Here is a 19611-nt window from a genome sequence, read left to right on the forward strand (position 1 = left end):
TCTTAGCTTTATTTTTTTAAGGGGTGGCTTAGTTAATTTATTCTCAATAAACTGATCAATTGAAAATAAAAAAGTAAAGGTAATACCACACCAATTGATTAATAAATCTTATTTCATTTTTTCAATATTTAGTCAAATAAACTGACTCTAAAATACATCTTAATCAATGATTAGCTTTTATTTCGCACAAAAAAACATAACAAAACTAAAAATAAAAGATATAACAGAGCTATTATGCTAAAAAATAAATCAATAAATTCAACAAAGTAAAAGTCATACAAAATAACATTTTTAATCATAAAGATTCAATAAACTGAACCTTACTTGAGCTATATAAGCCACACCTATCGTTGTGATAATGATTATCAATCACGAAAAGCACTTTTTGCCTACCTGTTATTTCCCCCATGCTTAAAATAGATTATAAATAACATACGTTACTATTCTATTTACTTGGGCACTGTGTCCCCACCATTTTTGTGGGAGGTTTTATGGCTGAAAATGTCGTTAATGATATTCTGAAATGGTTAGAAACCCAGTTACAACGTAACGAAGGTATAAAAATCGATACGATTGCAAATAAAAGCGGCTACTCGAAGTGGCACTTGCAACGCATTTTTAAAGATTTTAAAGGTTGTACATTAGGCGAATATGTTCGTAAACGTCGCTTATTAGAAGCGGCTAAATCATTACAAGAAAAAGATATGTCTATTTTAGATATCGCTTTAATGTATGGCTTTAGCTCCCAAGCAACATTTACACGTATCTTTAAAAAGCATTTCAATACTACACCCGCTAAATTTAGAGAAAATGGCAAAATGCCAGACACTCATTGCTTTATGTCATGTGAAAATCACTAATCAGTTTCACATCACATTATTCTTCATGAAAAAACCAGCTCTTTTAGCTGGTTTTTTATTATTTTCTAACATTAATAATAATCACGCTATCGCTGCAACAAGCCATTCTTGAAGCTCATTAAGCTCTATTTTATTATTAGGATAACGCACAATGAGTTGCTCAATAAGCCCTTTTAAAGACTCAGGTGTATAACGTTCCCCTACCAGCATATCAGATAATGTTTCTAATGGTGCGGGATCTAAACTGTCTGTATATATTTGGCTTCTGATAACATTGCCACGCTCAATATCAAAATGTAGCTCAACACCTCCCCATTTAAAACGGTGATCTAAAAGATGTGAAAATGCAGGAGCTTGCCCAAAATTCCATTCCCAACTACTTTGCTTAGCAAACGTTTCTTCAAAACCGGGTAAATCAGGTAATTTTTGTGGTGATATAATCTCTGCTTCTACTCTCTCACCATAGTATTCAAAAAAGCTTTCAGTGATAGTTTCACAGAGTTTTTTGTGGGTAATATCTGGTTTGAGCTCAACTAAATTAGCCACTCGGGAGCGTACAGAAGTAATCCCTTTAGCTTGAAGCTTTTTCGGATCTGGATTGAGGTAATTAGCTAATCTAGATAAGTTAGCATTTATTAATAATGTGCCATGATGAAAACCGCGATCTTTTGTCTCTTTATAAGCTGAGCCTGAAACCTTTCTTTCACCATCATCTTGAGGAACCACTAAATCATTACGTCCTGATGCCGTAGCATTAATGCCCGCTTTTAATAATCCATCAAGAATAATTTGAGTTGAAATCGTTTTATTATACTCAGGCTTTCCCGCCATAAAGGTAAAACAGGTATTACCAAGATCATGGAAAACGGCACCACCACCACTTGAGCGACGAGCTAACTTCACACCATCTTCATCCATTTTACGGGTATTACACTCTTTCCATGGATTCTGTGCTCGACCAATAACTACCGTATTATCGTTACGCCAAAGGAAAAGCACTCGTTGATCAGCGGGCATTTGTCTAAAAATACACTCTTCAACAGCAAGGTTAAACCAAGGATCATAAGACTCGGAAATTAACAGACGCAATTTGCCTGACATAAGGAATACCTATATGAAGAAAATAAGGTATAAGATACCATAACTCTCAATATATTAGGCTGTTAAATGGCACGAAACTACAATCGGCGAGCTTGCCAGAATGTTTTTTTCCAATAGACGTTATCAAGCGACGAACGAGTTACCCCTTTGCTAGTTGATGCGTGAATAAATGTATTATCAGTATCATAAATACCAACATGGAGCCCATTCTCACCCCCTCCCGTTTTGAAGAAAACCAAATCACCTGGCATTAAATCACTTTTGCTGATTTGTGTACCATATTTGGTTTGATCAATGGTCATTCGTGGAAGTTTTATATCAAAGCGATCACTGTAAGTTTTATACACAAAACCTGAGCAATCAATACCAGAAGGAGTCATTCCACCGTAGCTATATGGCGTACCATACCATTGCTCAAGTTGTGACTTCAATTGCACTATCACCATGATAGGATCGGAAAGTTGTGTTTTTAAGGGAGGTGCTGGTGGAATACGCTTCGACGGACCAGATGAACACCCAGCCAGCAGAATAATACAGAGTAAGAAAGGATAGAAAACGGACTTTCTCATTGCATCCACCATTATTGTTACCATAGATTTTAAAATCTATCTGCTTTTTTAAGCAAAAACAAGCTATTGAAGATGAATGAATGATGATTGGTAGAATAAATCGCACAATTAACAACAAGGATCAGAAAATAAATTCTATAATCATTAAGTTAGTGTGATTGTGTCTCTTTCGTTTTTTGACTTATCAGCCACACTCCAATCATGATAAATGCTACGCCCGCTGTTTTTGTCCATGATGGTGTTTCTTGAAACCACGGTAATATCACTGCAAGAATATAAACAAACACATAACTCAAACTGATCAGCGGATAGGCTTTATTTAAAGGAATGGTACGTAAAGTGAATAGCCAGCAAACCATAGAAAGGACATAACCGATAAGACCAACAAACACGATAGCAATTGGCGCTATATTCGCCCATAGCCATGTGAAATCAAACCACTGTTTTTCTAGCTGTAGTTCTGGTAGTTCAGACATACCAAACTTTAACAACAATTGAGCTGCTGTCACTAATAGCGCGCTTCCAATCGCCCATAAATAGCCTTTCATGCTTGTATACTCATTAATACAATGCCGACCATAATTGATGTGATGCCAATCCAATGTTTCACATTAACAGACTCTTTATAAACAAACTGGCCAATTAATGTCACTACAATAAAATTAATGCTTAACATAGGATAAGCGATACTTAGTGGGAGAATTTGTAATAGTCGTAACCAAAAAAGCATACCCAAGCCAAGCATTGTAATGGCAACAAAAAGCCAGAAAATCGTTTTTCTGGCTTTTGTTAATGAATCACTTTGCCAGCTAACCACCGCTTGTTTTTGACACACCTGTCCTATGCAGGTCAAAAAGCTCACGATTAGCAATAAAACAAATGACATTAATTACGCTTCTCATAAGTTAAAATAGCAACTCGATGGTTTGTCACCAGCTCTTCAGGTCTTGGCAATTGTGCTAATTTCTTAGGATCTTTAAACGTAATAACGACTGACACATTACCTTCTTTTCTTGCTTGCTCTAACCACAGAGCAAAATTATCAGGTTTAATTAACTTATGCTGAGAATCAGGATATTCTTCAATACCATAAGTTAATTCGCCAGTTCTTTCATAAAGATAAATATCACTACGCTGTAATTCCCATGCCAATCCAGCACCAATCCCCACGCTATTACTCACAATATATTTACTGGTATTTAATGTATCAATATTTTGACGAATAAATTCTTGAGGTAGTTTTCCATCAACGCTGCTGTTAGGGATCGCTTGTCCAATGCATAAGCTCACACCTAATGAGCAAGATGCAGCCCACAACCAATGCTTACCATTAAGTGTGGAGCAAAGATAACCGATGATCCCCCATAAAGAGAATGCAACAATAGCTAAGACCCATTTAGACCATTCATAAGGCATATAAATAGGTTTTGAGGAAACAAGCTGAATGATTAAGATAGCAATAACCGCAGCAACACCAATAAAAATATTGATATAGCCATTAATACGCAATGCTTTCATTCTAAACTTGCGTGCGCAATCTACGCCATATTTTGCCATTAGCATCGCAAGTGGCGCCATAAATGGCAACATATATGTTGGTAACTTACCTTTCGCAATACTAAAAAATAAGAATGGAACAACAAACCAACATAATAAGAAAAATAATTCAGGGCGTTTACGTCTTTTTTTCCAAGCGCTTATTAAAGAGCCCGGCAGTAAACCAAGCCAAGGGATCACACCTAATAAAACAATTGGAATATAGTACCAAAATGGAGCACTATGCTGAGCATCTTCACCTGAAAAACGCTGAATATGTTCAATCCAGAAAAAGTAGTGCCAATAGTCAGGCTCTGCTTTTGCAATAGTTAACGCCCACGGCAAACTAATTAATGCGGCACTCAACACCGCAAGTAAGCCATAGAGTAACATTTGCGTAAATTGTTTTTGATACAACGTGATAGGTATCATGACAATAACCGGAATAGCTAACGCTAAAAATCCTTTTGTCATAAAGGCCATACCACAGGCAAGCCCTAATGTTATCCATGCTAATATTCGCGTTTTTACCGTCGTCGCTTTCAGAGCCCAAAAACAGCAAACCATACTCGCAGTAACCCAAAGCGCTAACATAGGATCTAATACACTGTAAGTGCCTACGCTAAACACTAGAAACATGGACATGTAGATTAAACTAGAAACAAAAGCAACTTGGCGATTACGCCACATCATTCTTGCCAATAAATAAACAAGTAATGTGCTTAAGAGAATAGAAATAACAGAGCCAAAACGCACGGCAAAATTAGTATGCCCAAAAATTAATTGGCTAACATTATTAATCCAATAACCTGCAACGGGTTTCTCAAAATAACGAATATCGAGCATATGAGGAACAATCCAGTTCCCGCTCACCACCATTTCACGGCTAATTTCCGCATAACGTGTTTCGTCTGGTTGCCATAATAACCGGCTGTTCAATGGAAATAAGTAGGTAAGAACAAAAAAAAGAGCCAAGAGGATGGCCCCGATTTTACTTGCCCGGTTATTCAACATAGTTTCGTTAGACCTCTTGTTGGCACCCTAACCAGCCTTCTCGACCTGGAAAGTCAGACCGAACAACTTTACCTATCGGAAGCGTTTCTTTATTTTGTGGTAATAAATCGCTTAACGGACAGAATTCGATGCCTTCATTTGCAATCATTGCCAGTAACTGCTCAAACTGAGCGGCTTTTGACATTCCTTCAACTTCAGTGTGGATAGTATAAACAGGTATTCCACTGTCTTTTTTGATTTCATCAATAATAAATTGATTAAAATCTTCATCCTTTACCTTTATACCAACGACTTCATCATAAGTTGGTAATGTTACTGGAATTTGCACCGTACCGATAGAACCATTTTCTAAAATAGGCCTAAAAGGATGCGTTCCTCGACAATCGCTATTGTAATCGAATTGAAAAGTTTCTTTAACTGTTAATACGCGTTCATCTGCTCGCCATCCAGCAACTGCCGAACATTTTACAGGGTTTTCAAGTGCTTTTTCCAGTGCTTCAACACCTAAACGAACTTGTTGCATTAATTCTTCTGTTGACCAGCGTCCGACTTTTGCTTGCCAACCTTGATGATCCCATGAATGCAAGCCAACTTCATGTCCCGCATCTTGGGCTTCTTTCATCAAATAACCTAAATTTTTAGCAATTTTTTTTCCTGGCCATGCTGTCCCAGCTAATAAAATATCTAAACCATATAGTGATGCAGCATTTGATCGCAGCATTTTCCATAAAAATTTGGGCTTTAAAAGGCGCCATAAATGGCGCCCCATATTATCTGGCCCGACACTAAAGAAGAAACTGGCATGAATGTTATGTCTGGCAAATACATCCAACAGTTGTGGAATACCTTGTTTCGTTCCTTGATAAGTATCCACATCAACCCTCAAACCAACTTTCTTCATTATTTATTCCTATTTAGTGCCTAATTCTTCAACTGCACCACGTAAGAAGAAATCTAATGTTTCTTCTACTGTTTGGCGAGTTTCGATACTTGGTTTCCAATCCAATAAACGTTCTGCGTTTTTAATGCTTGGCTTACGGTGCTCAACATCTTGGTAACCTTTACCATAGTAACTGCTACTTTCAATCTTCTTAAAGCCTGCAAATGGAGGGAAATGGCCACGTAACTCATGTTTTTCGAAGCAATCTAACAGCATTTCTGCTAATTCGCGAATACTTGCTTCGTTAGTTGGGTTACCGATATTGATAATTTGACCATCACATTTGTTATCACGGTTTTCAATAATACGGAATAAAGCTTCAATGCCGTCATTGATATCAGTGAAACAACGTTTTTGCTCACCACCATCAACCAATTTAATTGGTGAACCTTCAACTAAGTTCAGAATTAATTGTGTGATTGCACGAGAGCTACCGATACGCGCTGAATTTAAGTTATCTAAACGAGGCCCCATCCAGTTAAATGGACGGAACAACGTAAATTTCAGACCTTCTTTGGCACCATAAGCCCAAATAACTCGGTCTAATAACTGTTTAGATACAGAATAAATCCAACGTTGTTTATTGATTGGACCAACAATCAGACGTGAATTATCTTCGTCAAATTCTTTATCATCACACATACCATAAACTTCTGATGTGGATGGGAAAATAATACGTTTATTATATTTAACACAATAACGTACAATTTTTAAGTTTTCTTCAAAGTCTAATTCAAATACACGTAATGGATTACGGGTATATTCAATTGGTGTTGCAATAGCAACTAATGGCAGAATAACGTCACATTTTTTAATATGGTATTCAATCCATTCTGTATGAATGCTCACGTCACCTTCAATAAAGTGGAAACGTGGATTTCCAATAAAACGCTCAATTGCAGAAGAACCGATATCCATACCATAGATATCATAATTATCATCTTTTAATAGACGCTCTGTTAGATGGTTACCAATAAAGCCATTCACACCTAAAATCAGAACACGTTTGCGACGTTTAACTTGTGCAGTTGCTTTTGGTCCAACGCGAACATCAGTCACAATACCCATTTCAGCCGCTAAACGACTACCCTGAACATAAAGACCATTTTCACTTTGACCAGTAACAACTTCAATTGCACCTTTAGCGCATGCAATCACTAAAGGCTCTGTTGAAATAACAGTACCTGGACGTTTGCCTTGATTATCAGCAAGGGTGCGTGAACGCCAGATAATCATTTTACGTTCACCTAAGAACGTGAATGCACCTGGGTATGGTTCAGTAACAGCTCGTACTAAATTGTGGACTGTTTTTGCATCTGCATTCCAATCGATTAAACCATCATCAGCACAACGACGACCAAAGTAAGTAGCTTGGCTTTCATCCTGTGCAGTTGTTGAATAATCACCTGATGCAATATGAGGTAATGCACTAGAGAGTAATTTATTCGCTGCTTCTTTTACTTTTTCATGTAAAATCAAAGAAGTATCATTGTCAGCAATGGTCACTTTTTCTTGAGCAACAATATCACCTGCATCAGCTTTCGCTGTCATTTTATGCAGAGTAACGCCCGTTTCTGTTTCACCATTCACGATCGCCCAGTTAATTGGTGCACGACCACGATATTTTGGTAATAAAGAGCCATGTAAATTAAATGCACCTTTAGGTGCCAAATTCAGGATCTCATCACTTAACATGTGACGATAATAGAAAGAAAAAATGACATCAGGCTTCATTTCACGAATACGTTCAATCCACAATGGGTGATTGACATTTTCAGGTGCAAATACTGTCAATCCCATTTCTGCACTCACGCGAGCAACAGATGAGAAAAAATGATTTTCATTAGGATCGTCAGTGTGGGTAAATACAGCCTGAATCTCATAACCTGCTTTTTCAAGTGCTTTTAAACCAACACAGCCAATATCGTGATAGGCAAATACTATTGCTTTCATTAGTCTTTTTCCTGATCTTCGTTGGGTTTATTAACGCCAACCACTTTTTGGATAAAATACCGAGGACGCGCTCTTACATCATTATAAATCCGGCCTATATACTCACCTAATAAGCCCATTGCAACGAACTGCGCTCCGATAAACATAAATAAGATTGCAAAAAGTGTGAATACACCTTCAGCGGCCCACATCGCACCGAAAATAATACGTAAAATAATCAACAATAAAGCTAGAACAAAGCCAGATACAGCGATAACACTGCCGACAATGCTTAATAAACGTAATGGTGCCGTGGTAAGACAAGTTAATAGGTCGTACATTAAATTAATAAGCTTTAAAAAGCTGTATTTTGAATCGCCATATTCACGCTCTGCGTGAGCAACATCGATTTCAATAGTACGACGAGCGAATGTGTTCGCAAGGATAGGAATAAACGTACTTCTTTCGTGACACTGTAACATCGCTTCAACAATGTGGCGACGATAAGCACGTAACATGCAACCGTAGTCTCCCATAGAGCGACCAGTTGCTTTAGTGATCATTGAGTTGATCATTTTTGAAGCGGTTTTACGAAACCATGAATCTTGACGATTACGGCGACGAGTTCCAACAACGTCATACCCTTCTTCAGCTGTCGCGACAAGCCTTGGGATCTCTTCAGGTGGATTTTGTAAATCAGCATCTAATGTGATCACTAAATCACCTTCAGCCTGATTGAAACCTGCCATAATTGCAGAGTGTTGGCCGTAATTACGGTTTAAAATAATTGCAATAACGTGATTTTCTTCAATTGCAGCCGCTTCTTCTAACATCTTAGCTGAATGGTCACTGCTACCATCATCAACAAGGATCAGTTCATACTCTTGTTTTAACTGTTTACAGCTCTTAATTGTACGTTCTAAAAGCTGAGGAAGGCTTTCTTCCTCGTTATAAACGGGGATCACAACCGATACTTTCTTGATTTCATCAAATGTTGACACTTAAATATGCTCCGAAAGAATTTCATTGATCGCATCTACAACGCGAATAACATCTTCATTACTCATATCAGGAAACAGCGGCAGCGAGCATAACGTTGCAGAGTTCCATTCTGATTGAGGAAGGGATAAGGCAGGATAGCGTTCGCGATAATATTTTTGTGTATGCGCCGCACGGAAATGAAGCCCTGTACCAATATCTTTTTGCTTCAATTCTTCCATAAAGGCATCGCGATCGATACCACACATATTTTTATCGACTCTCACCATAAACAAGTGATTAGCATGTAAATGTGAATATTCAGGGATACTCAACATCTCTAATGGTGAGTCTTTGAGTTTTTCACGATACAGTGCAACTAACTCAGCACGTTTAGCATTCATTTCATCTAAACGCCCTAATTGCACTACAGCAATGGCTGCATGAATATCAGATAAGTTGTATTTATAACCTGGCTCAACAACTTCTGCTTGGGGTTTACGTCCTTGAACTTGTCTATCAAAGGCGTCAACACCTAAACCATGGAATTTTAAGCAACGTACTCTATTCGCTAATTCGTCATTATCAGTAACAACCAATCCGCCCTCTGCACAAGTAACGTTCTTAATTGCATGGAAAGAGAAAATAGAGGTTCCTTTTTCACCAATCCATTCATTTTTATAGCGAGTACCAATAGCATGCGCAGCATCTTCAATTAGAGGAATTCCTGCATCTTGTGCAACTTTTCGTAAGGCATCAAGATCGCAAGGTGCACCAGCATAATGAACTGGAATAATTGCTTTCGTTCTAGGTGTAATTGCTTTTTTGACATCTTCAGCACTCACCATCAAGGTATCGCGGTCAACATCAATCATTACAGGTTCTGCACCAAGTAACGTAATGATGTTCATTGTTGAAACCCAAGTTTGTGATGGTGTGATAACTTCATCACCAGCGCCAATTCCCATCGCCATTAAAACAACATGCATACCCGCAGTGGCAGAGCAAATTGCGATAGCGTGTTTGCTACCAAATTTTTCACAAAAATCTTGCTCTAATTGATGATTTTGAGGGCCTGTTGTAATCCAACCTGAACGCAGTACATCCTCAACGGCTTTGATTTCTTCATCGCCAATCGCAGGGCGAGAGAAAGGAAGGAAGTGACTCATAAAAATGTAGCCTAATTAATGAATGAATAAAAAACAATTATATACAAACTATTGTTCGCCGACATCCGTCTTATTAAGAAAACATTAAAAAAATCTTAATAATTACTTTGGGACAAGCTTAACAATAGCCATATTATTGCAAAACCTGCCAATCAATATGATCAACATCATTGATGCACTTGATATTTGTATTAAATGTAGTTGATAATAATCTTTCGTCCAATAAGAGTGCAGATGCGCCAGAATTAACCAAATATCCATTTTTTATGAGCCAAACTCTGTCTGCTTTTTGATAGGAATGATTCAAATTATGTGTACTCATAATAACGGCGCCACCTTGTTGGCAAAACTTATCAACCCACTTGTCCAAAATTGCCAACTGTACGACATCTAAATTATTAGTTGGTTCATCAAGTAACATTAATTTCCCTTTTAAATCATAACTTGACCATAATTGGATAAATGCGCCAACAATTCTGACTCTCTGCCATTCCCCTCCCGATAAATGATGAATATTTTTTGATAATAATTTGTTAATTCTAAAATCATTTAACAGCATATTTAATTGCTGAACATCCATTTTCGACAATTTATGATATAGCGAGAGGTAATGAAAAACAGGCATAAATGACAAAGCTTCCAATTGTTGTATAACAATGCTCTGCATTCTAGAAAGATCATCATATTTATAATGTCTTATTGAAGTTTCGTTTAGAATAATTTTGCCACTAAACGAAAACTCTCCTGCGATCGCCATTAAAAGCGTGCTTTTTCCTGCGCCATTAGCACCAATTAAGTGGATACGCTCGCCATAACTTACTTGCTCTGTAAATGCGTTAAGCCGAACATCAACACTTACATTATTAAGTTTAAGTAACGCCATATTATAAACGCCCCATCTCTTTGGTTGCCAATAACCAGATAAATAAAGGTGCACCAAGCGTTGCTGTAATCACACCTATCGGAACTTCTGCACCATTTAAAATCAAGCGAGATAGCAAATCAGCAAGTAATAACAATCCACCACCAGAAAGCGCACACGCGGGTAATAATGTTTTATAATGAGTTAGCCCACATAATCTTAATAAATGCGGTACAACAAGCCCTACAAAGCTTATAGCGCCCGCTAAAGCGACACTCAGCCCTATCAATAGTCCAACGGCTAAAATAAACCAATTTCGCCATTGACTAACGGATATGCCTAATTGTTTTGCTCTAAATGAACCTAGTGATAAATAATTAAGAACATCAGCTTGTAGAATAAGGATCAAGAGGATAGGCATAAGAGCCCAAAATAAGACTTGATGGCGCCAATCAATACCGCTAAAGCTCCCCATCAGCCAATACATTAATTGCCTTAAATCCAAAGCTGAACTGAAATAAACCAACCAAGTCATTATCGCACTTGCCATAACACCCAATGCCACACCAATTAATAATAACTGAGCATTGGAGAGTTTTCTTATTCGAGTAAAAAACATTAATAAAAGAGTGATCCCTAATGCGCCAAATATTGCCGCACTACTTATTAGCCAAGGGCTTAAACCAATTTGTAAAACAATAAGTAATACAACACACACTCCCGCACCACTACTTACTCCTAATAATCCGGGCTCTGCGAGTGGATTTTGGAATAGAGCCTGCATAATAGCACCGGCAATTGCCAAACTTGCACCAACAGTTACGACGGCAAGTATTCTTGGTAAACGAATTTGCCAAACAAATAAATTGGCTTCATCTGTTAACCATTGATGTGGAAATAACACAATCTCACCAACAGAGAGGGAAAAAATAAATAAGAAACATAATACTAATGCCATTAGAAACAGCTTTTTTCTGTCGCCAATGCGTTGTCTTTTAGTAAATTTAATCAGAGGATTAACTTCTTTATTCATTTCGTTCCCTATCCACGCAACAACGGCTCTTACTGTTTTTATTTATAAAGTCATTTTTTAGCAACATAACATGTTCGCATTCAATGATGAAAAACTAAATTGAGAACATACAAGCCTGTCACTAATAATGAAGAAAAAACTAGGATTAACTATCACAGTATTGATATAAATAAGAGATAAAAAAGAGTCAAAATAAGAAGTGAGAATAAAAAGGAAAGATAATTAGAAAATAAAATATGCCATCCAAATAGAAATATCCATTCAGACTATATCGATAAATATAAACACCCCAATATGGCTATCATCAAAATTAGATACAGATAAAGATGATAAAAAAACGGCTTTCAAAGAAAGCCGTTTTGGATGTTTTTTAAATCTTATTCTTTTGGTGTTGCACTTTCAACCCGGCTTTTTAACTTTTGTCCTGGGCGGAAAGTAACAACACGGCGAGCTGTAATAGGAATGTCTTCCCCAGTTTTCGGATTACGACCTGGGCGCTGATTTTTATCACGTAGGTCAAAGTTTCCGAATCCAGACAGCTTCACCTGTTCCCCATTTTCAAGAGAACGACGCACTTCCTCAAAAAAGGATTCTACAAGGTCTTTTGCATCGCGTTTGCTAACACCAAGTTTTTCAAACAGATTTTCTGCCATTTCAGCTTTTGTAAGCGCCATAGGTCTAGTCCCTCAAGGATGCTTGGAATCGCTGTTTCAATGCTGCTACACAGTTACTCACTGTTGCAGCAATCTCATCTTCTTCCAGTGTATGCTCGATATCCTGCAAGATTATGCTAATAGCGAGGCTTTTATAGCCCTCTGCTACTCCCTTACCACAATACACGTCAAATAAGTTTATGCCAACTATTTGATTTCCGCCAACTTTCTTACATTCGGCTAAAATATCTTCTGCAGCAACATCATTCGGAACAACTACAGCGATATCTCTACGATTCGAAGGGTAACGAGAAACTGCTTTTGCTTGTGGTAAACTGCGATTTGCAATTGCATTCCAACGTATTTCGAATACTACCGTACGACCGTTTAAGTCAAGTTTACGTTCAAGCTCTGGATGAACAACGCCAATACAGCCAATATATTCATTTCTCAGATAAATCCCAGCACTTTGTCCCGGATGAAGTGCTGAATGACTAGCTGGTTTAAATGTAATTTCATCTAGCTGGCCTGTCAATTCCAGAATTGATTCAATATTACCTTTCAAATCAAAGAAATCAACAGTTTGCTTATCTAAATTCCAATGTTCTTCATAACGGTTGCCCGCGATCACACCAGCTAACATAAGTTCCTGACGTATTCCATATTCTGCTTGATTATCAGGAACAAAACGCAGACCTGCTTCAAATAACCTAACTCTAGATTGTTGACGATTCTGATTATATACAGTTGTAGTCAATAATCCGGTTAATAGAGACAGTCTCATTGCTGACATATCCGCTGAAATTGGATTAGGCAGAATTAATGCTTCTTCATTTGGATGTAATAAAGATTGGATCTTAGGATCAACAAAGCTATAAGTAATTGCTTCTTGGAAGCCATTGTCTACTAGCATTGTTTTAACGCGTTTTAATGATAAGTTCGCTTCGCGATGATTTGTCATCACCAAGTCAGCGCGTAATGGCACATCTGGAATATTGTTGTAGCCATAAATACGAGCAACTTCTTCAATTAGATCTTCTTCGATTTGAACATCGAAACGCCATGAAGGAACTGTTGCTAACCAGCCGTCATTTTCAACAGACACGTTGAAACCTAAGCGAGTTAATGAGTCCAGAACTTGTGCATCATCAATCACGTGACCTAATAAACGGTCTAATTTTTTACGTGTTAATTTGACTGGCGCAATATTTGGTAAATGTGCTTTATTGGTTACATCAATCACTTCACCAACTTCACCACCGCAAATCTCTAGCAATAATTTCGTTGCACGCTCAATTGCGTTGTATTGCAGCTCAGAATCAACGCCACGCTCAAAACGATGAGAGGCATCAGTATGCAAGCCATAACGACGTGCACGGCCTGTGATGGATAATGGAGAGAAGAATGCACACTCTAAGAAGACATTTTTCGTTTCTTCATTAACACCTGATGATTCACCACCGAAAATACCGGCCATACCCAATGCTTGTTTTTCGTCAGCAATAACTAATACATCATCTTTTAATGTAATTTCATTGCCATCAAGTAAAGTCAGTTTTTCACCATCTTTAGCCAGACGAACAACTACAGCACCTTCAACGCGATCAAGATCGAACGCATGTAGCGGTTGGCCCATTTCAAGTAAAATTAAGTTGGTAATATCAACAATTGGGTCAATAGAACGAATGCCACCACGACGTAACTTTTCTTGCATCCATAAAGGTGTTTTTGCTTTCACATTCACATCGGTGAAAACACGACCTAAATAACGTGGACACGCCTCTGGTGCTTCAACACGTACAGGGAATGTTGCTGATGATGTTGCCGCAACAGGCGACATATCAGGTACTTGGCATTCCATTTTGTTGATCACAGCTATATCACGAGCAACACCTAAAATACCTAAGCAATCAGCACGGTTTGGTGTAATGCTAATTTCAATCGCATTATCATTTAATTTTAAATATTCACGAATATCCATGCCAATAGGCGCATCAGCAGGTAATTCAATAATACCTTCATGATTTTCTGAAATTGCTAATTCAGAAAATGAGCACAGCATACCTTCAGATGGTTCGCCACGCAGTTTTGCTGCTTTAATTTTGAAATCGCCTGGTAATACAGCACCAACTGTTGCGACCGCAACTTTTAGGCCTTGGCGGCAGTTAGGTGCACCACAAACGATATCGAGTAATCTATCACCGCCTACATTAACTTTCGTTACACGTAATTTATCGGCATTAGGATGTTGTCCACATTCAACAACTTCACCTACAAACACACCGTGAAAATCACCAGCAACAGCTTCAACGCCGTCAACTTCAAGGCCTGCCATTGTCAGTTGTTCGGAAAGCGCTTCGCTACTAATCGCTGGGTTTACCCACTCACGTAACCAAAGTTCACTGAATTTCATGAGATAATCCCACCTTATTTAAACTGTTTGAGGAAACGAAGATCGTTTTCGAAGAATGAACGCAAGTCAGTGACACCGTAACGTAACATGGTCAGACGTTCCATACCCATACCGAATGCAAAACCTGAATAAACTTCAGGATCAATACCTACATTACGTAATACATTTGGGTGAACCATACCGCAACCCAACACTTCTAACCATTTACCATTCTTACCCATTACATCGACTTCTGCAGAAGGCTCTGTGAATGGAAAATAAGAAGGGCGGAAACGAATTTCCATATCTTCTTCAAAAAAGTTTTTCAGAAAATCGTGTAGTGTTCCTTTTAAATTGGTAAAGCTAATGTCTTTATCAACAATTAAACCTTCAATTTGGTGGAACATTGGTGTGTGAGTCTGATCATAGTCATTACGATATACGCGACCTGGTGCGATGATGCGAATAGGTGGCTGTTTATCTTGCATGGTGCGAATTTGTACACCTGATGTTTGTGTACGTAGTAAACGTTTTGCATCAAACCAGAAAGTATCGTGGTCAGCTCTTGCTGGGTGATGAGCAGGAATATTCAACGCATCAAAGTTATGATAATCATCTTCAATTTCAGGGCCAGATTCTACAGAAAACCCTAATTCGCCAAAGAAAGTTTCAATACGTTCAATTGTACGAGTTACTGGGTGTAGACCACCGTTTTCAATACGGCGACCAGGCAAAGACACATCGATTTTCTCAGCAGATAAACGTTCGTTTAATAATGCAGATTCAAGATAATCTTTACGAGTATTCAGCGCTTGCTGAACCTCTTGTTTAGCCTGATTAATGACAGCCCCTGCAGCTGGACGATCTTCCGCGGGTAAGTCGCGCAGCGTGGACATCTGAAGCGTTAAATGACCTTTTTTCCCCAAGTATTCAACACGAACCGAATCCAGCGCAGCAACATCCTGTGCCTCTTCGATAGCTGCTTTAGCTTGAGCAACGAGTTCAGCGAGATGTGGCATCGTTTCCTCTTCCTTTGACCTGATGAGGTCTATTAGTTGTTATCAATGATGACGAATAAAATTGCCCTTTTTGGTTTCTAACCCAGTATTGGGATCTGAAAACAAAAAAGCCTCCATATTGGAGGCTCAGGCGCTACTTTTCGTTTCTTTTCTTACGCGCAAAAGCCCCCTTGAATTAGGCGCTAAAGTAAAAAAAGAAACGAAAAAAAGCGATATTTAACATTGATAATGTCTCTTAAAATATTAACTTATTGAATTTATATCATTAAGCCACAAATCTAGACAAAATAAAAGAGGGAGAAAACTCCCTCTTCCATTGCTTAATAAATATTAAGCCAGAGCACCTTTCGCTTTTTCAACTAAAGCAGCGAATGCTACTTTGTCGAATACAGCGATGTCAGCCAGAATCTTACGGTCGATTTCAATAGATGCTTTTTTCAGACCATTGATGAAACGGCTATAAGACATACCGTTCTGACGAGCTGCTGCGTTGATACGCGCGATCCACAGCTGACGGAACTGACGTTTTTTCTGACGACGGTCACGGTACGCATATTGACCAGCTTTGATTACAGCCTGGAAAGCTACACGATATACACGTGAACGTGCACCGTAATAACCTTTAGCTTGCTTTAAAATTTTCTTGTGACGAGCACGGGCGATAACACCACGTTTAGCACGAGCCATATTAAACTCCTAAATGTCTATATTCTGTTAAAAAAGTGATACTTATGCGTATGGTAAGCAAGCTACGACCAGACCTAAATCTCCTTTAGAGACCATGCCTTTTGGACGTAAATGACGTTTACGCTTAGTTGATTTTTTAGTCAGAATGTGACGGAGGTTAGCATGCTTGCGCTTGAAGCCACCACCAGCAGTTTTTTTAAAGCGCTTAGCTGCGCCGCGTACTGTTTTAATCTTTGGCATTTCTATAATCCACTTCGCATTGTTAATAACATAAAATAATAAGGCGAATAGCAATCAGCCTTTAAAGACTGACGCTATTACTTGAATTGCCCGACTATTTCTTCTTCGGCGCTAACACCATGATCATCTGACGCCCTTCAATCTTATTAGGGAAAGATTCAACAGCAGCCAGTTCATCCAAATCTTGACGGATACGGTTAAGCATTTCCATACCGATTTGTTGGTGCGCCATTTCACGACCACGGAAACGCAGTGTGACTTTGGCTTTATCGCCATCTTCAAGAAAACGAATCAGGTTGCGTAGTTTGACCTGATAGTCGCCTTCATCTGTACCAGGACGGAATTTAACTTCCTTAACCTGAATAACTTTTTGTTTCTTTTTCTGTTCTTTGAGAGTCTTACTTTTCTCATAGAGGAATTTGCCGTAGTCCATAATACGACAAACCGGCGGCTCGGCATTAGGACTAATTTCAACTAAATCAGCACCTGCTTCCTCGGCTTTCTCAAGAGCCTCTTTCAGACTAACAACTCCAATCTGTTCGCCATCTAAACCTGTTAAACGAACTTCATGAGCGCGAATCTCACCATTGATGCGATTCTGACGCGTTGATTGAATTCTTTTTCCGCCTTTAATACCTTATTCCTCCAACTGATGAAGACTTCTGCTTCTAATTTCTTGCAGAAGCTTTTCTTTAAATTCGTTAACGTCGATACTGCCAAGATCTTTTCCTCGACGAGTACGAACCGCCACTTTGCCTGATTCAACTTCTTTATCGCCACAGACAAGCATGTACGGAACACGACGTAAAGTATGTTCACGAATTTTAAAGCCAATCTTCTCATTTCTCAAGTCTGCTTTTGCACGAATTCCGGCATCTTGCAATTCTTTGACGAGTTTTTGTACATAATCAGCCTGTCCATCCGTGATATTCATCACGACAACCTGCTGTGGTGCTAACCAAGTTGGGAAGAATCCTGCGTATTCTTCTGTCAGAATACCAATAAAACGTTCTAAGGATCCTAGCACTGCTCGGTGTAACATAACAGGTACTTTACGCTCGTTGTTTTCGGCAACATAAGATGCGCCTAAACGACCTGGTAGTGAGAAGTCTAATTGTACTGTACCACACTGCCATGCACGATCTAAACAATCGTAAAGTGTAAATTCAATTTTAGGGCCGTAAAACGCCCCTTCACCTGGCTGATATTCAAATTCAATATTGTTATCAGTTAAGGCTTTTGCTAAGTCTGCTTCAGCAACATCCCATAATGCATCTTCACCGATACGTTTTTCTGGGCGAGTAGACAACTTAACAACGATTTTTTCAAATCCGAAAGTAGAATATACATCATAAATCAATTTGATGCAGTCATTTACTTCACTTAAAATTTGTTCTTCAGTACAGAAAATATGCGCATCGTCTTGTGTAAAGCCACGAACACGCATTAAACCATGTAATGCACCTGATGGTTCATTACGATGGCAACTACCGAATTCAGCCATACGTAATGGCAAATCACGGTAAGAACGTAAACCTTGTTTGAAGATTTGTACGTGACCAGGGCAGTTCATTGGTTTAATACAATATTCACGGTTCTCTGAAGATGTTGTGAACATATTTTCTTTGTAGTTTTCCCAGTGACCTGTTTTTTCCCAAAGAACACGATCCATCATAAATGGACCTTTTACTTCTTGGTAATCATATTCTTTTAATTTACAACGTACAAATGTTTCTAACTCACGGAAAATAGTCCAGCCATCATTATGCCAGAAAGCCATACCTGGTGCTTCTTCTTGCATATGATATAAATCAAGCTGTTTACCAATTTTACGGTGGTCACGTTTAGCTGCTTCTTCTAAGCGATCTAAGTAAGCTTTTAACTGTTTCTTATCAGCCCAAGCTGTACCATAAATGCGTTGTAGCATTTTATTGTCGCTGTTACCACGCCAATATGCACCTGCGATTTTCTGCAATTTGAAGTTATGACAGAAACGCATGTTTGGAACGTGTGGTCCACGGCACATATCAACGTATTCTTGGTGATGATAAAGACCTGGTTGAGAATCTTGGCTAATATTTTCGTCAAGAATAGCAACTTTATAGTCTTCACCACGAGAAACAAATGTTTCACGAGCTTCAGCCCAGCTTACGCGTTTTTTAATAACGTCATAATCTGTTTTCGCCAACTCTAGCATGCGTTTTTCTAGAGCGTCTAAATCTTCCTGTGTTAGAGAATGGTCTAAATCCACATCGTAGTAGAATCCATTTTCAATAACAGGACCAATCGCCATTTTGGTGTGTGGCCATAATTGTTTAATTGCATGTCCCAATAAGTGGGCACAAGAGTGACGAATAATCTCAAGACCTTCATCATCTTTTGCGGTGATAATCGCCAGATTTGAATCCTGCTCGATTAATTCACAAGCATCCACCAGCTCACCATTAACACGGCCTGCAATGCATGCTTTCGCAAGTCCAGGACCGATATCTGCAGCGACATCCATGACAGAAACTGCATTTTCAAATTGACGTTGGCTTCCGTCAGGAAGAGTAATAATTGGCATTTAAAATCCTTATTTACAGTGGTGACCCATACGCAAGATCACATGCAAACATCATTTTTC

General features: G+C 38.6%; 20 protein-coding genes and 1 other annotated feature. Of the genes, 1 reads left to right on the forward strand and 19 read right to left on the reverse strand.

The window, feature by feature from the left end; all coding sequences use genetic code 11:
• Nucleotides 1–491: 491 nt before the first annotated feature.
• Complete coding sequence (locus DK857_RS14000) at nt 492–860, forward strand: helix-turn-helix domain-containing protein (protein ID WP_069369334.1); 369 nt, start codon at nt 492–494, stop codon at nt 858–860.
• Nucleotides 861–941: 81 nt separating this feature from the next.
• Here DK857_RS14000 and DK857_RS14005 read toward each other — a convergent pair whose 3' ends face one another.
• From DK857_RS14005 to thrS, 19 genes are all read right to left on the reverse strand, one after another.
• Nucleotides 942–1961: a lipoate--protein ligase A gene (locus DK857_RS14005; protein ID WP_109394257.1), complete on the reverse strand. Its 1020-nt coding sequence runs from the start codon at nt 1959–1961 to the stop codon at nt 942–944.
• A 77-nt stretch (nt 1962–2038) separates the two neighbouring features.
• Nucleotides 2039–2530, reverse strand: a complete 492-nt coding sequence (locus DK857_RS14010) for a C40 family peptidase (RefSeq protein WP_109394350.1) — start codon at nt 2528–2530, stop codon at nt 2039–2041.
• A 149-nt stretch (nt 2531–2679) separates the two neighbouring features.
• Nucleotides 2680–3078 (reverse strand): 4-amino-4-deoxy-L-arabinose-phosphoundecaprenol flippase subunit ArnF, encoded by a 399-nt coding sequence (arnF, locus tag DK857_RS14015; protein ID WP_109394256.1) that lies wholly within the window; start codon nt 3076–3078, stop codon nt 2680–2682.
• A complete protein-coding gene (gene arnE, locus DK857_RS14020) occupies nt 3075–3416 on the reverse strand; it encodes a 4-amino-4-deoxy-L-arabinose-phosphoundecaprenol flippase subunit ArnE (RefSeq protein WP_109402484.1) in 342 nt (113 codons plus the stop codon). The genes arnF and arnE overlap by 4 nt, the downstream gene beginning before the upstream one ends.
• A complete protein-coding gene (gene arnT, locus DK857_RS14025; protein WP_109402485.1) occupies nt 3416–5080 on the reverse strand; it encodes a lipid IV(A) 4-amino-4-deoxy-L-arabinosyltransferase in 1665 nt (554 codons plus the stop codon). Before arnT ends, arnE begins: the two co-directional genes overlap by 1 nt.
• Nucleotides 5081–5087: 7 nt before the next feature.
• Complete coding sequence (arnD, locus tag DK857_RS14030; protein ID WP_109394253.1) at nt 5088–5981, reverse strand: 4-deoxy-4-formamido-L-arabinose-phosphoundecaprenol deformylase; 894 nt, start codon at nt 5979–5981, stop codon at nt 5088–5090.
• Between the two features lie 9 nt (nt 5982–5990).
• Nucleotides 5991–7973 (reverse strand): bifunctional UDP-4-amino-4-deoxy-L-arabinose formyltransferase/UDP-glucuronic acid oxidase ArnA, encoded by a 1983-nt coding sequence (gene arnA, locus DK857_RS14035; protein ID WP_109402486.1) that lies wholly within the window; start codon nt 7971–7973, stop codon nt 5991–5993.
• On the reverse strand, nt 7973–8953 hold the full coding sequence (gene arnC, locus DK857_RS14040; protein WP_109394251.1) for an undecaprenyl-phosphate 4-deoxy-4-formamido-L-arabinose transferase: 981 nt from the start codon (nt 8951–8953) through the stop codon (nt 7973–7975). Before arnC ends, arnA begins: the two co-directional genes overlap by 1 nt.
• Entirely contained in the window at nt 8954–10099 is a 1146-nt protein-coding gene (gene arnB / locus DK857_RS14045; protein ID WP_109402487.1) for a UDP-4-amino-4-deoxy-L-arabinose aminotransferase, read from the reverse strand.
• Between the two features lie 133 nt (nt 10100–10232).
• Nucleotides 10233–10982 (reverse strand): vitamin B12 ABC transporter ATP-binding protein BtuD, encoded by a 750-nt coding sequence (locus DK857_RS14050; RefSeq protein WP_109394249.1) that lies wholly within the window; start codon nt 10980–10982, stop codon nt 10233–10235.
• Nucleotide 10983: 1 nt separating this feature from the next.
• A complete protein-coding gene (gene btuC, locus DK857_RS14055) occupies nt 10984–11994 on the reverse strand; it encodes a vitamin B12 ABC transporter permease BtuC (protein WP_109402488.1) in 1011 nt (336 codons plus the stop codon).
• A gap of 377 nt (nt 11995–12371) precedes the next feature.
• Nucleotides 12372–12668, reverse strand: coding sequence for an integration host factor subunit alpha (ihfA, locus tag DK857_RS14060; protein ID WP_023582381.1), 297 nt, complete (start codon nt 12666–12668; stop codon nt 12372–12374).
• Between the two features lie 4 nt (nt 12669–12672).
• Nucleotides 12673–15060 (reverse strand): phenylalanine--tRNA ligase subunit beta, encoded by a 2388-nt coding sequence (gene pheT, locus DK857_RS14065; RefSeq protein ID WP_109402489.1) that lies wholly within the window; start codon nt 15058–15060, stop codon nt 12673–12675.
• A 14-nt stretch (nt 15061–15074) separates the two neighbouring features.
• Nucleotides 15075–16058, reverse strand: a complete 984-nt coding sequence (gene pheS / locus DK857_RS14070; RefSeq protein WP_023582383.1) for a phenylalanine--tRNA ligase subunit alpha — start codon at nt 16056–16058, stop codon at nt 15075–15077.
• A gap of 100 nt (nt 16059–16158) precedes the next feature.
• Nucleotides 16159–16282 (reverse strand) — a sequence feature (Phe leader region).
• On the reverse strand, nt 16234–16281 hold the full coding sequence (gene pheM, locus DK857_RS19605) for a pheST operon leader peptide PheM (RefSeq protein WP_120655563.1): 48 nt from the start codon (nt 16279–16281) through the stop codon (nt 16234–16236). Its footprint overlaps the feature before it by 48 nt.
• 106 nt (nt 16283–16388) lie before the next feature.
• Complete coding sequence (gene rplT, locus DK857_RS14075) at nt 16389–16745, reverse strand: 50S ribosomal protein L20 (RefSeq protein ID WP_006537111.1); 357 nt, start codon at nt 16743–16745, stop codon at nt 16389–16391.
• Between the two features lie 42 nt (nt 16746–16787).
• A complete protein-coding gene (gene rpmI, locus DK857_RS14080) occupies nt 16788–16985 on the reverse strand; it encodes a 50S ribosomal protein L35 (protein WP_004263702.1) in 198 nt (65 codons plus the stop codon).
• A gap of 94 nt (nt 16986–17079) precedes the next feature.
• Nucleotides 17080–17619: a translation initiation factor IF-3 gene (gene infC, locus DK857_RS14085; RefSeq protein ID WP_109394246.1), complete on the reverse strand. Its 540-nt coding sequence runs from the start codon at nt 17617–17619 to the stop codon at nt 17080–17082.
• Nucleotides 17620–17622: 3 nt separating this feature from the next.
• On the reverse strand, nt 17623–19551 hold the full coding sequence (thrS, locus tag DK857_RS14090; protein WP_075673357.1) for a threonine--tRNA ligase: 1929 nt from the start codon (nt 19549–19551) through the stop codon (nt 17623–17625).
• Nucleotides 19552–19611 lie beyond the last annotated feature (60 nt).

Source organism: Proteus terrae, assembly GCF_003144325.1.
GTDB lineage: Bacteria > Pseudomonadota > Gammaproteobacteria > Enterobacterales > Enterobacteriaceae > Proteus > Proteus terrae.

Excerpts from the sequence above, each read along its gene's own strand:
- DK857_RS14000 (WP_069369334.1), top strand. The coding sequence starts at position 492 with ATGGCTGAAAATGTCGTTAATGATATTCTGAAATGGTTAGAAACCCAG.
- DK857_RS14005 (WP_109394257.1), bottom strand. The coding sequence starts at position 1,961 with ATGTCAGGCAAATTGCGTCTGTTAATTTCCGAGTCTTATGATCCTTGG.
- DK857_RS14010 (WP_109394350.1), bottom strand. The coding sequence starts at position 2,530 with ATGAGAAAGTCCGTTTTCTATCCTTTCTTACTCTGTATTATTCTGCTG.
- arnF (WP_109394256.1), bottom strand. The coding sequence starts at position 3,078 with ATGAAAGGCTATTTATGGGCGATTGGAAGCGCGCTATTAGTGACAGCA.
- arnE (WP_109402484.1), bottom strand. The coding sequence starts at position 3,416 with ATGTCATTTGTTTTATTGCTAATCGTGAGCTTTTTGACCTGCATAGGA.
- arnT (WP_109402485.1), bottom strand. The coding sequence starts at position 5,080 with ATGTTGAATAACCGGGCAAGTAAAATCGGGGCCATCCTCTTGGCTCTT.
- arnD (WP_109394253.1), bottom strand. The coding sequence starts at position 5,981 with ATGAAGAAAGTTGGTTTGAGGGTTGATGTGGATACTTATCAAGGAACG.
- arnA (WP_109402486.1), bottom strand. The coding sequence starts at position 7,973 with ATGAAAGCAATAGTATTTGCCTATCACGATATTGGCTGTGTTGGTTTA.
- arnB (WP_109402487.1), bottom strand. The coding sequence starts at position 10,099 with ATGAGTCACTTCCTTCCTTTCTCTCGCCCTGCGATTGGCGATGAAGAA.
- DK857_RS14050 (WP_109394249.1), bottom strand. The coding sequence starts at position 10,982 with ATGGCGTTACTTAAACTTAATAATGTAAGTGTTGATGTTCGGCTTAAC.
- btuC (WP_109402488.1), bottom strand. The coding sequence starts at position 11,994 with ATGAATAAAGAAGTTAATCCTCTGATTAAATTTACTAAAAGACAACGC.
- ihfA (WP_023582381.1), bottom strand. The coding sequence starts at position 12,668 with ATGGCGCTTACAAAAGCTGAAATGGCAGAAAATCTGTTTGAAAAACTT.
- pheT (WP_109402489.1), bottom strand. The coding sequence starts at position 15,060 with ATGAAATTCAGTGAACTTTGGTTACGTGAGTGGGTAAACCCAGCGATT.
- pheS (WP_023582383.1), bottom strand. The coding sequence starts at position 16,058 with ATGCCACATCTCGCTGAACTCGTTGCTCAAGCTAAAGCAGCTATCGAA.
- rplT (WP_006537111.1), bottom strand. The coding sequence starts at position 16,745 with ATGGCTCGTGCTAAACGTGGTGTTATCGCCCGTGCTCGTCACAAGAAA.
- rpmI (WP_004263702.1), bottom strand. The coding sequence starts at position 16,985 with ATGCCAAAGATTAAAACAGTACGCGGCGCAGCTAAGCGCTTTAAAAAA.
- thrS (WP_075673357.1), bottom strand. The coding sequence starts at position 19,551 with ATGCCAATTATTACTCTTCCTGACGGAAGCCAACGTCAATTTGAAAAT.